Annotated in this window: 14 protein-coding genes and 2 pseudogenes; 1 reads left to right on the forward strand and 15 read right to left on the reverse strand. The window is 74.1% G+C overall.

The features are described from left to right. Positions 1-29 precede the first annotated feature (29 nt). The gene (locus CG747_RS03240) at positions 30-419 is read left to right on the forward strand and encodes a DUF192 domain-containing protein (protein WP_100600023.1); all 390 of its coding nucleotides are present in this window, start codon (positions 30-32) and stop codon (positions 417-419) included. On the opposite strand, the gene CG747_RS03245 is transcribed toward CG747_RS03240, so the two are convergent. From CG747_RS03245 to CG747_RS47770, 15 genes and pseudogenes are all read right to left on the reverse strand, one after another. Then, complete coding sequence (locus CG747_RS03245) at positions 403-1,668, reverse strand: Cmx/CmrA family chloramphenicol efflux MFS transporter (RefSeq protein WP_100600024.1); 1,266 nt, start codon at positions 1,666-1,668, stop codon at positions 403-405. The genes CG747_RS03240 and CG747_RS03245 overlap by 17 nt on opposite strands. A 218-nt stretch (positions 1,669-1,886) precedes the next feature. Next, positions 1,887-2,471 carry a TetR/AcrR family transcriptional regulator gene (locus CG747_RS03250; protein ID WP_100600025.1) on the reverse strand — a complete coding sequence of 195 codons (585 nt, stop codon included), beginning with the start codon at positions 2,469-2,471 and terminating at the stop codon, positions 1,887-1,889. A 59-nt stretch (positions 2,472-2,530) separates the two neighbouring features. Further along, positions 2,531-3,133: an OmpA family protein gene (locus CG747_RS03255; protein WP_100600026.1), complete on the reverse strand. Its 603-nt coding sequence runs from the start codon at positions 3,131-3,133 to the stop codon at positions 2,531-2,533. Between the two features lie 10 nt (positions 3,134-3,143). Continuing rightward, positions 3,144-3,731 (reverse strand): hypothetical protein, encoded by a 588-nt coding sequence (locus CG747_RS03260; RefSeq protein WP_100600027.1) that lies wholly within the window; start codon positions 3,729-3,731, stop codon positions 3,144-3,146. A gap of 78 nt (positions 3,732-3,809) precedes the next feature. Then, a complete protein-coding gene (locus CG747_RS03265) occupies positions 3,810-4,499 on the reverse strand; it encodes a pilus assembly protein TadG-related protein (RefSeq protein ID WP_100600028.1) in 690 nt (229 codons plus the stop codon). A 17-nt stretch (positions 4,500-4,516) separates the two neighbouring features. Continuing rightward, positions 4,517-4,681: a hypothetical protein gene (locus tag CG747_RS47765; RefSeq protein ID WP_016573405.1), complete on the reverse strand. Its 165-nt coding sequence runs from the start codon at positions 4,679-4,681 to the stop codon at positions 4,517-4,519. A 373-nt stretch (positions 4,682-5,054) separates the two neighbouring features. Continuing rightward, entirely contained in the window at positions 5,055-5,519 is a 465-nt protein-coding gene (locus tag CG747_RS03275; protein WP_100600030.1) for a hypothetical protein, read from the reverse strand. Positions 5,520-5,521: 2 nt separating this feature from the next. Then, a complete protein-coding gene (locus tag CG747_RS03280) occupies positions 5,522-6,415 on the reverse strand; it encodes a DUF5936 domain-containing protein (RefSeq protein ID WP_100600031.1) in 894 nt (297 codons plus the stop codon). Between the two features lie 29 nt (positions 6,416-6,444). Beyond that, a complete protein-coding gene (locus CG747_RS03285; protein ID WP_100600032.1) occupies positions 6,445-7,392 on the reverse strand; it encodes a type II secretion system F family protein in 948 nt (315 codons plus the stop codon). Beyond that, on the reverse strand, positions 7,389-8,729 hold the full coding sequence (locus tag CG747_RS03290) for a CpaF family protein (protein ID WP_100600033.1): 1,341 nt from the start codon (positions 8,727-8,729) through the stop codon (positions 7,389-7,391). Before CG747_RS03290 ends, CG747_RS03285 begins: the two co-directional genes overlap by 4 nt. Continuing rightward, positions 8,726-9,142, reverse strand: a complete 417-nt coding sequence (locus CG747_RS03295; RefSeq protein ID WP_100600034.1) for a TadE/TadG family type IV pilus assembly protein — start codon at positions 9,140-9,142, stop codon at positions 8,726-8,728. Before CG747_RS03295 ends, CG747_RS03290 begins: the two co-directional genes overlap by 4 nt. Next, a complete protein-coding gene (locus CG747_RS49095; RefSeq protein WP_257980179.1) occupies positions 9,139-9,543 on the reverse strand; it encodes a TadE family protein in 405 nt (134 codons plus the stop codon). Before CG747_RS49095 ends, CG747_RS03295 begins: the two co-directional genes overlap by 4 nt. A 3-nt stretch (positions 9,544-9,546) precedes the next feature. After that, on the reverse strand, positions 9,547-11,010 hold the full coding sequence (locus CG747_RS03300) for an AAA family ATPase (RefSeq protein WP_257980192.1): 1,464 nt from the start codon (positions 11,008-11,010) through the stop codon (positions 9,547-9,549). Between the two features lie 36 nt (positions 11,011-11,046). Beyond that, positions 11,047-11,742, reverse strand: a pseudogene (cpaB, locus tag CG747_RS03305) (Flp pilus assembly protein CpaB); the annotation flags it as partial. Positions 11,743-11,823: 81 nt separating this feature from the next. Continuing rightward, positions 11,824-12,354: pseudogene (locus CG747_RS47770) on the reverse strand (hypothetical protein); the annotation flags it as partial.

Below are 12,354 nucleotides of genomic sequence, written 5' to 3' on the forward strand. Positions count from 1 at the left end.
AGAGCGCGGGGGTTGATACAACGGCGGGCATGGGGAGTTGGACGGACGGTCGGGGTGTTCTGGAGGGCGCGGACACCGAGGTTCCGGTGGAGGTCGCGGCGTCCTATCGGGCGCGGACCCGGGGGTTGTTGGGCCGGGACGGGATCGTGGGGGCGCTGCTGCTGACCCCGGCGAGCGGGGTGCACACGTTCGGGATGCGCTTCGCGATCGATGTCGCCTATCTGAGCCGGGACTTCACGGTGCTCGGCGTCCGCACCATGCGGCCGGGACGGCTGGGCCGTCCGCGGCTGCGGGCCCGGCACGTACTGGAGGCGGAGGCCGGGGAGATGGCGCGGTGGGGGGTGCGCCGGGGGGCGCGGGTCCGCGTGCGGGTGCGGTTGCCGGGGCCCGGCCGATGGGGAGTCAGCCGTCCTTCGTAGCGGCGGCACTTGCCGGGATGCGCGGCGGGACGGTGACGGGCGGGGCGGCGGGGCGGCCGCGGCGCTGGAGGGCGGCGGCCCAGGCCGTGGCGGCGAGGCCGAGGAGGCCGGTGGCGGCGCCGACCCAGGCGACGGAGGGGAAGCCGAGGCCGGCGTCGATGGTGAGGCCGCCGAGCAGCGGGGTGAGGGTGATGCCGACGTTGAAGGCCGAGGTGTTGACGGCGGGGACCAGGGTGGGGGCGTCGGGGGCGAGCCGGAAGACCCGCGACTGGACCACCGGGTTGATGACGTAGGAGGTGAAGCCGAGGGCGAGGACCAGGGCGAGGGTGGCGGGGAGGTTGGTGGCGGTGCGGGCCAGCGCGGCGGAGGCCAGGGTGAGGGCGGTGACGCCGAGGGCGAGGGTGCGCAGGGGGGCGGTGTCGGCGAAGCGGCCGCCCACGGTGACGCCGATCAGGCCGCCGACGCCGTAGAGCGAGAGCACGGCGGGGACCCAGCCCGCGGGGAGTCCGGTCACCTCGGTCAGGAGCGGGGCGAGGTAGCTGAAGGTCACCACGCCGGCGCCGAAGGTCAGTGTGGTGATGAGGTAGGAGAGCCAGAGCTGCGGGCGGGCGAGGCCGGTCAACTCGCGGCGTATGGAGGCGGTTCGGGGCGTGCCGGACGCGGTGTCGGGGGTGGTGTCGGGGGTGGTGTCGGGGGTGGTGCGGCGGGTGGTGGGGAGGGCCGCGAGGAGGGAGAGGGCGCTGAGGACGGTGAGGCCGGCCACGGCCCAGAACGCCGCGCGCCAGCCGGCGTGCTGGCCGAGGACCGTTCCGGCGGGCACGCCCACGACGGTGGCGAGGGTGAGTCCCGTGCCGACCACGGACAGCGCCCTGCCCTTCGCCTGCGGCGGCACCAGGCCCACCACGGTCGCCGCGGCCACCGCCCAGAAGCCGGCGTAGGCGACGGCGCTGAGGATGCGGGTGGCGAGGAGGACGCCGTAGCCGGGGGCCAGCGCGCCGATCACATGGCCGGCGACGAAGGCCAGTTGGAAGGCGACGAGTGCGGTGCGGCGCGGGACCCGGAGGGTGGCGACGGCGAGGACGGGGGCGCCGAGGACCATGCCGAGGGCGAAGGCGGAGACCAGCAGTCCGGCGTCGGGGATGGAGACGCCGAGGTCGGTGGCGATGCCGGGGAGGAGGCCGGAGAGCATGAACTCGGAGGTGCCTTGGGCGAAGATCGCCAGGCCGAGGAGGTGGACGGCGAGGGGCATGGGGTCCTTCTCGGGTCGGGGGGCCGGGGAGCTGGGGAGCTGGGGAGCTGGGGAGCCGGTGCGTAGCGATGTCGCGGTGTCGCGGTGTGGTGCGGGCACGTTTTGGATGGATCAGTTCAAAATGCGGGCAGGGTGAGCCGAGGGCGACCCGTAATGGAGGGGGGAAGGGGCGCCCGCGGCTCCGCACGGGCGCTGGCGCTGACGCTGGCGGGGCGGGACTAGAAGGCCGTCAGGGTGGCGTCCGCCACGCCCTCCAGGGCCGTGCGGCCGACGCCGGCGCGGGCCGAGACGCGGATGCCGCCGATCGAGGCGATGAAGAGGTGGGCGAGGGTGCGGGCGTCCCCGTCGGGGGCGATGTCGCCGTCGCGCTGGCCGGACTCGATCACGGCGCGGATCATCTCCAGGCGCACGCCGTAGTCCCGCTCCAGGGTGGTGGCCACCGAGGGGTCGTGGGACGAGACCTCGATGGCGGTGTTGACGACGAGGCAGCCGCGGCCGTCGGGGTGGCGGATGAACTCCTCGTCGATGATGCGCTGGAGGACGGCCCGGAGCTTCTGCCGGGCGGTGCGGGTGTCGCTGTCGAGCAGCTCGGCGAGTTCGCCGTTCTTGCGCTCCATGTAGCGGGCCAGGGCGCGCTCGAAGAGGTCGTGCTTGCTCTTGAAGGTGTTGTAGACGCTGCTGCGGCCCAGGCCGGTGGCGTCGCACAGGTCCTGGGTGGACGTGGCTTCGTAGCCGGCGGCCCAGAACGCCTCCATCGCGGCGTCGACCGCCCGCTCCTCGTCGAACTTCCTGGGTCGGGCCATACGGGAACGCTAACACTTATTGGATCGGGCAGTCCAATACGGCGGCGGGCCGACCGGCCCTAGCCGCCGTTGCGCGGGAAGCTGACCTCGACGCGGCGGTTCTTCCGGCGGCCGGCCTCGGTGCTGTTGTCGGCGATCGGGTACTGCTCGCCGTAGCCGCGGATCTGGAAGCCGACCGAGGAGCCCAGGTCGACGGCGAGTTCGCGCTGTACGGCGTTGGCGCGCTGTTTGGAGAGGACCAAGCCGTGCGCGGCGGAGCCGAGGTTGTCGGTGAAGCCGAAGACCCGGAGGTCTTTGGCGTGCTGCTTCCTGACCTCGTCGGCGATGGCGCTGATCCGGGCCAGTGCGTCGGTCGAGAGTTCGGCGCTGTCCTTGCTGAAGAGGACCTCGGCCTGGAGCGCGAAGGTGATGTTGTCGTTGGTGTCCTGGCGGCGCTCGGAGCCGTCGTCGGTCTCCACGATGGACTTGATGTTGAGGACCTTGGGCGGGGCGAGCTTGGCGCCCTGGACCATCCGCAGGTTGGGGTTGGCGGGGTCGATGCGGACCGGCGCGGTGGTGTCCTCGGTGATGCCCGGCGGGTCGGCGTGGGCGGCGGGGGCCGTGAGGGCGACGGTCAGCAGGAGCGCGGCGGCGGCCGTGAGAGCCGTACGGGAGGCGGTCATCGCGGGCGGCTCAGTCGGTGATCCGGACGGTGGCCGGCGGCATCGTCGGCAGTTGGAAGTCCACCTCGGTCACCTTGGCGGGCGGGGCCGGGAACTGCGCGAAGACGGGCCGGCTCTGGCCCGGGAGCAGTCCGCTCAGGCCCGTCGTACACAGGCATTCGCCGTTGGTGTCGCGGAGGACCAAGTACCGCTTCTTGCCCGTCTTGTCGACCAGGGTGGCGCCGGAGATGGACGAACGCGACTTGAGTTCGGTCTCGTTGGAGCGCCAGTCGATGGCGTTGAAGGCGCGGGTGCCGCGGTTGGTGACGGTGCCTTCGACGGTGACGAAGCCGCCGGAGTCGCGGACCGCGGAGTGCAGGGTGACCTCGATGCCGTCCGGGCCCTTCATCTCGCCGATGACCTTGTCGGCGTCGGCCGCGGGGGAGCCGGCACTGCCGTCGTCGGGGGTGGCGCTGTGGGCGGCCGGCTTCCTGCCGTCCGGGGTCTGCGCGCCGTCGTCGCCGCCACCACCGCAGCCGGCCACGAGGAGGGCCAGGCCGAGCGCGCTCGCCGTGGCGACCGCTCCCCTGGCGGCCTTCGTGGTGCGCCGAATGCTCATGGATGCGTTCCTTCGCTGAGTGCGGTCGGGAGGTCGGTGGGGGTCACGGGGCGGCGGGGTCGGGGGGTGGGGCGGCGCTCACCGGGCCAGGCGCACGGAGAACAGGTCGGCGGCCGTGGGGAGGTCCTGCGGCCGGTCGGGGTCGAGGGTCCAGCCCTTGCCGTCGCAGATCAGCATGCGGGGGGCGGGCCCGGGGTGCGAGCCGCCGCCGGGGGTGGGGGTGGGGGTCGGGGTCGGGGTGGGGCGGGCGGTGGGTCCGCCGGCGGGCGGGGCGACGGTGCAGCGGGGGGCGACGACCGCCTTCGCCACGGCCGCGGCGTGGGTGCTCCCGGTGCTCGGGATGACCGAATCGCCCACCGCGTGGCGGGTCTTGACGGTGACGGCGAACGACGTCGGCCAGGAGTCCGGGGTGCAGGACGAGACCGCGGCGTCGTTGCGGCCGGCGAACCAGCCGGCGTTCTCGCAGGCCGCGTCGGAGGGGACGCCGCGGCCGTTGAGGAGCTCTTCCCAGGCTGCCGGGTCGGTGGTGTCGGTGCCGTCGCGGAGCCCGGCGAGGAAGCCCTTGCGGAGGTCGTCGCGGTACTTCTGGCCGGCGGCGAGCGCGGCGGCGTCCGCGGCGGTCTGGGCGCCGTTGCGGGTGGCCGCCGCCTGGCCGACGGCGAAGAAGGCGAGCGCGAGGAAGAGCAGGCCCCCGATCGCGACGAGGTAGATCGGCAGGGTCTGCCCGGCGTCGCGCCGGCGGCGTCGCGCGACGGTGGTGGCCGGCACGGGCGGGGTGGTGGGGCCTAGATCCCGACGACGTCGGAAATCTTGTTGGCGATGGCGTTGGCGATCTGACTGCCGAAGTCGGTGGTCGACAGGACCAGGACGATCGCCACGACCACCGCGATGATGCCGAGGTACTCGATCGAGGTCTGCCCCCGGTCGTTCCTCACGATCCGCTTCGCCATCGTCTTCCCCTCCATGGGCGGCCGTTCCGCTCTGGTCCGGCCGGGGTGTCCCCGTGGTGCGCTCGTCCGCGCTCACGACACGAGAAAAGTACGCCGGAGTTGCCTTCCCGGAACAGAGGTTCCGAACCTCCTCCTCGCCCGAAACCACCAACGAGGGATCGGGCGACACGTTTCGGCCACCGCGCGCCACCTCAGCCACCCCCGCTCCCCCTCCGGGATTCCCCGGAGTGCCGCCTGTTGTCGCGGTCTTGCTGCCCATGCGGTCCGGTCGTCGCCCGCACCGTGGTGTGCGGCGGCCGGCCGGCGCCACCACTGTGGCACAACTCGTTGCTCCTGCGAAGACTTTGACGGGAATGCCGACCGCGGACCGGCCTCATCCGGCCGGTCGCCCGGGCCCGTGCACCGGCGCCGCGCCCGAGCAGTCGTAGCCGCCGGAGGGATCGGGCGCGTAGAGCGCCCAGACCCCGAACGCCTCCAGCAGCAAGGGGAGTACGCCCAAGACGAGGACGGCCAGGGCGAGTCCCGAGGTCCGGGTGGCGCCGCGGTCCCAGCCCCGCCGGACCGCGCCGCGGACCAGCGCCGCGTACAGCACCGGCGCGGCGACCCCGCAGGCCAGACCGGCCCATGCGGCGATGTGCATCCGCAAGGACGGGCCGAAGTAGTGGCAGTCGTGGAAGGTGTCGTGGGCGAAGGCGGTGCCCTGGAGGAGGGCGAGCGCGGTACCGAGGACGACGAGGCCGGGCACGCCGAGGGCGGTCCAGCGGCGCCAGGCCGCCGGGGGCCGGACCGGGGCGGGTACGGAGGCGGCGGACGGCGCGGACGGTGCGGGGCGGGTCATGCTCACCTGTCCATCAGGGAGCCGAAGTCGGTGCCGGAGCCGAGGAAGAAACCGGCGATGAGCAGGATCATCGTGGCCGGGACCATGAACGTGGTGACGACCATGGTGGCCTTGGGGACCGCGCGGGCGGCCCGGCGCCGGGCGTTCTGGGCATCCGTGCGGCGCATGTCGTCCGCGATCTGGATGAGCGTCTCGACGATCGGCGAACCCAGTTCCTCGCCCTGCTGGAGGGCGGTGACGAACTGCGCGACCTGTTCGGAGTCGTTGCGTTTCCGCAGCTCCTCGAAGGCGGCGCGGCGGCTGACGCCCATGTCCATCTGGCGCAGGGTGATGCGGAGTTCGTCGGCCCAGGGGCCCTCGTACTTCTCGGCGACCCGGTCCAGCGCCTGGCGGAAGCTCAGGCCGGCGCTCACCACGACGGCCAGCACGTCGAGAAAGTCCGGAAGCGTGCGCTCGATGGTGTCCTTGCGCTGCCGGACGGCCGCCCAGATGCCCACCTCGGTCCAGAACAGGCCGAACAGCACCATCAGGACGCCCAGTACGGGCTGCCCCTTCAGGAACATCACCAGCGCGCCGAAGAAGCCCAGGCCGCCGTAGACCGCGCGGCGGGCGGCGTAGCGGTCGACGGTGAGCCCCCCGGGGTTGCCCGCCAGGTCGATCCGGCGGCGGATCCGCGCCACCCGCTTCTCGCCCATCAGCCGCAGGACGAGCGGGGCGTAGCGCATGCCGGTGCGGTCCACGGCCGAGCCGACGGCGGTGGTCCGGGTCGCGCCGACCTCCAGGGACAGTGCGAGGTCGGGCGGGAGCCGGGCCTCGCGGCGGTAGAGCGCGATCCCGCAGCAGATGCCGGCGACCGACAGGGCCAGGGCCAGGGCCAGCACGATTCCGATTGCCATCAGTCCTTCTTTGGGCAGCTGACGGACGCCTAGACGTCGATCTTGGAGAGCCGGCGGATGAGGAAGAAGCCGAGCGCGTAGAGGGCGAAGGCCACCACGACCGCGAGCTGGCCGAGGAAGGACGACGTCATCCGGTCGATGGCGCCCGGGGCGATGCGGTTCATCAGCAGCAGGGTGCCGATGCCGAGCAGCGGGACCACGTAGGCGGTCACCAAGACCTGGGAGAGCTGGGTGCGGACCTCGCGGCGGGTCTCCTTGCGCTCCTCCAGGGTCTTGGTGAGGTTGCGCAGCGAGCCGACGACGGTGCCGCCGGCGCGGTTGGCGAGGACCAGGGTGCTGACCAGGACGACCAGTTCGCGGGAGGGCAGGCGCGCGGCGAGCTCGCCGAGGGCGTCGTCGATGGAGTGGCCGACGGCGAGCTTGTCGGAGACCTTCGCCAGTTCCTCGCCGGCCGGGGCCTCCAGTTCCTCGGCGGCCATCGCCAGGGCGGTGCGCAGGGCGAGGCCGGCCTGGGTGGCGTTGGCGAGGATCCGGGAGAGTTCGGGGAGTTGGTTGATGAACCGTTCGATGCGCTTCTGCCGCTGCCAGTTGAGGAAGGCGAACGCCGCCCAGACCGCGATCGCCGCGGCGATCGGCCCGAAGAACGGGGCGAGGACGGCCTGCGCGGCCACCCACAGTCCGATCACCGTGGCGACCATGTAGACGAAGAACTCGCCGGGGGTGAGGTCGAGTCCGGTGGCGGTCAGGCGCAGTTCCAGGCGGCGGCCGAAGCGGGTGGAGCGCAGGGTGCGGTCGATGGACGGGAAGCGGCGCCGCCGGCCGGCCACCGGCAGTCCGCGGGCGTCGTCGAGCCGGTCGACGATGGCCTGGCGCTGGGCGCGCCCGGAGGCGTAGGTGCGGACCCCGGCGACGGCGAGCGCGCCGCAGAGGACGGTGGCGCCGAGGGCGAGCAGGGCGAGGGTGCTGCCGCCGGTCATGACGTGGCCTTCCGGGTGGCGAGTTGGTCGTCGGTGGCTGCCACGCCGAAGGCGGGCGGGGTGGGTTCGCCGGTCATGAAGAGGCGTTCGGCGACCCGGCGGGGCAGCGGGAAGTAGCGGAAGGCGCCGTGCACCACGCGGTCGGCGCCCATCGGTTCGGCCTCGAAGCGGCAGACCGTCACGATCCGGTAGTCCTCGTGGCCGCGGGAGTCCAGCAGGGCGATCTCGCTGATCCGGCGGGTGCCGTCGGCGTGCCGGGTGAGTTGGACGAGGCAGTCGACGGCGCTGTTGATCTGGTCGCGCAGCGCCTCGAAGGGGATGGTGACGTCCGACATGGAGGCGAGGGTCTGGAGCCGCATCAGGGCGTCCTCGGCGCTGTTGGCGTGGACGGTGGCGAGCGAGCCGTCGTGGCCGGTGGACATCGCCTGGAGCATGTCGAGGGTCTCGCCGCCGCGGACCTCGCCGACGATGATCCGGTCGGGGCGCATCCGCAGGGAGTTGCGGACCAGGTCGCGGATGGTGATCCGGCCCTTGCCCTCGACGTTGGGCGGGCGGGATTCGAGCCGGATGACGTGGGTCTGCTGGAGCTGGAGTTCGGCGGCGTCCTCGACGGTGATGATCCGCTCGCCGTCCGGGATCAGCCCGGAGAGGGCGTTGAGGAGGGTGGTCTTGCCGGCTCCGGTGGCGCCGGAGACCACCACGTTGAACTTGGCGCGCACCAGCCCCGCCAGCAGCATCAGCATCTGCTCGTCGAGGGTGCCGATGCCGATGAGCTCGGCGAGGGTGTAGGCGCGCGGGAAGCGGCGGATGGTGAGGGTGGCGCCGTTGAGGGCCAGCGGCGGGATGATGACGTTGACGCGTTCGCCGGTGGGCAGGCGGGCGTCGACCATCGGGTTGGACTCGTCCACCCGGCGGTTGACGGTGGAGACGATCCGCTCGATGGTCTGCATGAGCTGCTCGTGGGAGGCGAAGCGGACGGGCACCAGCTCGACCCGGCCGTGCCGTTCGACGTAGACCTGGTCGGGGCCGTTGACCATGATCTCGGTGATCGAGGCGTCCTCCAGGAGCGGTTCGAGCACGCCGAGACCGAGCGCCTCGTCGACCACCCGGCGGATGAGCTGGGCGCGTTCGGCGGTGGACAGGACCGGGCCCTCGCGGCTGATGATGTGCCCCAGGACGCGTTCCAGCCGGGAGCGGCGCTCGGCGGCGGACAGCGAGGACATCTCGGCGAGGTCGATCTCCTCCAGCAGCTTGGCGCGGTAGACGGCGACCAGGTGGCCGTCCTGGCGGTCCCCGCCGGCCGGTTCGGGTGCGACGATCCGGGCTTTCAGGCTCATCGCGGTGGTGCTCCTTCGGGGCGGGGCATGGTGGCGCTGCGGCGCGCGGAGCCGAAGTCCGCGCCGGGGACGATCGAGGGGATCTGCACGGTCGCGGTGGCGCTGACGCTGTCGCCGGAGCCGCCGACGGTGATCGAGGCGTGGTCGGCGACCCAGCCGCTGATCGCGGCCCGGCCGGCGGTCTGCGGATCGGTCTCCTGGTCGGCGCGGTCCATCGAGGCGGTGCGGGCCGCGGCGCGGGCGGCGGTGCCGGCCTGCTGGACGGCGTAGGCGGCCAGGCCCAGTTGGACGGCGGCGAGGGCGACGACCAGCAGGACCGGGAGGATGCCGAGGAACTCCAGGGAGGCGGAGCCGCGGTCGGCGCCGCGGGCGCGCCGGCGGTTCCGGCCGGGGGTGGGGGGCCGCAGGGTCATCGGTCGCGTGCCTCCTTGGCGGCGCCGGCGGTGCCGGTGACCGTCCACGGGAGGTCGCCGGCGCCGGGGAAGAGCACCGGGACCTTGATCCGGACCGTGGCCGTCCACAGTCCCGTGCCGGTGGTGCAGGCGGTGGTGGCGCCGCCCTGCCAGGCGCGGGGCAGCTGGTGGGCGGCGGCGGTGCGGCAGGCGCCGGCGCCGCCGTCCTCGGTGGCGGTGGCGGCCCGCGCGCCCCGGTCGGCGGCGTGCGCGGCCAGTGCGTAGGTGTAGCCGGTCAGCGCGCACTGCCAGAGCAGGGCGAGGACGACGAGGATCAGCGGGAGGAGTCCGAGGAACTCGACCGAGACCTGGCCGCGGTCGCGGTCGCCCGGTGCCCGGCCGGGCCCTGCGGGACGCCGCATCGCTCAGCCCTCCTCGTAGGGCCCGGCCGGGTCGAACGGGCCGGTGCCGCCGGATCCGGTCGGGGCGCCGAACCGGGCGCCGAACCGGCCGCCGGCGCCGGTGCCGGACCCCGGTGCCGCCCCCGGGCCCGTACCCTGCCCCGTCCCGGGGACGGGGGCCGCCCCGGTGGTGAGGGCCTTGCGTTTGCGCCCGGTGAGCATGGGGCGGCTGCGGTGGCCGCCGCGGCCGGGCCGGGCGGCCGGTGCGCCGGCCAGGCCCAGTTCGCCGGCGAGTTCCCACAGGGCGGCGCGGACGGTGGAGCGGGCGTCCAGGTCCTGCATGCGGCCCGCGTCGACGCAGGGCTGGAGTTCCTTGAACGCGGCGGGGACCGGGGTCCGGGCGACATGGGTGCCGGTGGCCTTGGCGACCAGCGACGGCTGGATCTCGGTGTGGCGGGTGAGGCGGTTGACGACGGTGGTGGTGTCCTCGGCCTTGCGGATCCGGAGCCGGTCCCAGAGCCGCACCTGGCGTTTGGCGGCGCGGACGCAGACCACGTCCGGGGTGGTCACCAGCAGGGCCACGTCGGCGAGTTCGACGGCGGCGGCGTTGGCGGACTGCATCTGGGAGCCGCAGTCCACGATCACCACGTCGTAGCGGGAGCGCAGGGCGGTGACGATCTGGCGGGCCGCGCGATCGTCGACCTCCTCGCCGCGTTCGCCCTCCTCCGGGGCGAGCAGCAGGCCGAGGCCGGTGTGGTGGGCGTGCACCGCGTCCTGGAGGACCCGGGCGGAGATGTCCTGGATCCCGGCGAGGTCCACGACCGAGCGGCGGAACTGGACGTCCAGGTAGGAGCCGATGTCGCCGGACTGGAGATCGAGGTCGACCAGCGCGACCCGGCGGCCGGCGGCCTTGGCGGCGAGCGCCAGGTGGACGGCGGTGACGGTGGTGCCGACGCCGCCCTTGGCGCCGGTGACGGTGACCAGGGTGCCGGTCGGCGCGGGCAGTGCGTCCTGGTTGCCCCCCAGGTGGACGCGGACCCCGGCCGCCCACTGGGCCGCGGCCTGCACCCGGGCGGCCAGTTCGTCGTAGCCCAGGGGCAGGGCGACGATGCCGCGGGCGCCGGCGTCCATCGCGGCGGAGAAGAGGGCGGGGCCGGCGTCGGCGGTGATCAGGACGACGCCGACGGCCGGGAAGCGGAGCGCCACTTCGCGGATCAGTTCCAGTGCCGGGACCGGGCCGATCCGCTCGTGGACCAGGACGACCTCGGGGAGTGCCCGGACGGCGGCGGCCGGTGCGCCGGCGGCGGGTCCGGCGGGTGCCGACGGTGTCGCGCCGGGCTGTCCGGCGGCGCCGGCGAGGGCGTTGAGCAGCGCGGTGGCGTCGGCGACGGCGGGCGCCGGTTCGGCGTCCGGCATCTGGTCGAGGAGCGCGGCCAGGGTCCGGGCGGCGTCCGGGTCGCCGACTGCCGGGAGGATGCGGATGGTCACCTGGGCCTCCGGGTCACTTGTCGCCTCGAGGGTGTAGGTGCGCTCGCCCGGCGGGATGGTGGTACGGGTGCCGGGGGCGAGCAGGGCGAGCCGTACGTGGGAGGCGAACGACTCGGCGTAGGCGACCCGTTGGGCGTCCTGGGTGTCCAGGGCGAAGGTGATCGGGACGGCCTGGCCGGGCTGGCGGCTGGTGGCGCCGGTGCTGCCGGGGTCCTTGGCCTCCAGGGGGGACAGCTTGCCGACGTCGATGACCTGGGCGCCCGCGACGATGACCTTGGAGACCGGCTTGTCCTCGGGGCGGCGGCCGTCGAAGGTGGCGAAGATGTTGACGCGGGAGCCGGGGTTGATCTTGCCGGCCACGCCGGTGGCGGCGTCGATCATGATGGCGATCTCCTGCTGGCCGGGCTGGAGCGCCGGCCGGTCGACGACCATGTCGTCCTGGAGCAGCGAGCCCTTCCTCAGCGGGGTCACCGCGATCTTGCCGCTGACCCTGTCCAGGTCGGTCACGGCGGTGGGCGGCAGCCAACGCTCGGGGATCCTCACCTCTTCGAACTGCCCGGGATCCAGCGTTTTATAGGCCGCGACATCCGTTTTGAGCCGGTAGGCGGTCCGTTCCGGTCCGACCTTGGACTCGACGTTCCGGATCACCGACAGCACGCCGATGAAGGCGCCGACCGCACACAGGACGGACAGGAGCAGCAGGATCACTCCGCGGCGCTGGCGTGAGTTCATGGGCGGGGGACCTCGTTCGGGACGGGGGCGGGGCGGTCAGGGCGGGTGGTGGACGGGAACGGGCCGCGGCGCACGGGCGGTTCAGCGCACGTGGGCCACCGCCCGCGCGGCGCCGGGGAGGGTGCGGAGGTCGGGGTGGTCCGGTTGGCCGGGCAGTCCGGGCAGGGCGCGCGGGCCGGGTGGCTGGGGGCCGGTCGGCCGCACTGCCGGACCCGTCATCAGGTCCGGTCCGCGGACGTCGAGTTGCCCGGGTCCGCCGCGGCCGCCGGGGGCGCCGCCGCGGACTCCGGTGAGGCCCGTGACGCCGGGGGCGCCGGTGCCGGGCGGCGCGCCCGCGCCGTGGGGTGCGCCCGTGCCGTACGGGCCGCCGGGGACGTGGGGTGCTCCCGAGCCGTAGGGCGTTCCGGGGGCGGGTGGTGTGCCCGTGCTGTGGGGGACGCCGGTGCCCTGAGGGGTGCCCGGGCTCTGGGGTGGTTCCGTGACGTGGGGCGCGTCGGCCGGGTCCGGCACCGGCACGCCGGTGATGCCGACCACCCCGGGGACCCCGGCGGGCGCCACGGGTGACAGGCCGCGCTGCCGCAGCGGCGAGCCGGCCGGGTCGGGCGCGGCGGG

Source organism: Streptomyces sp. CB02959, assembly GCF_002803155.1.
Taxonomy (GTDB): domain Bacteria; phylum Actinomycetota; class Actinomycetes; order Streptomycetales; family Streptomycetaceae; genus Streptomyces.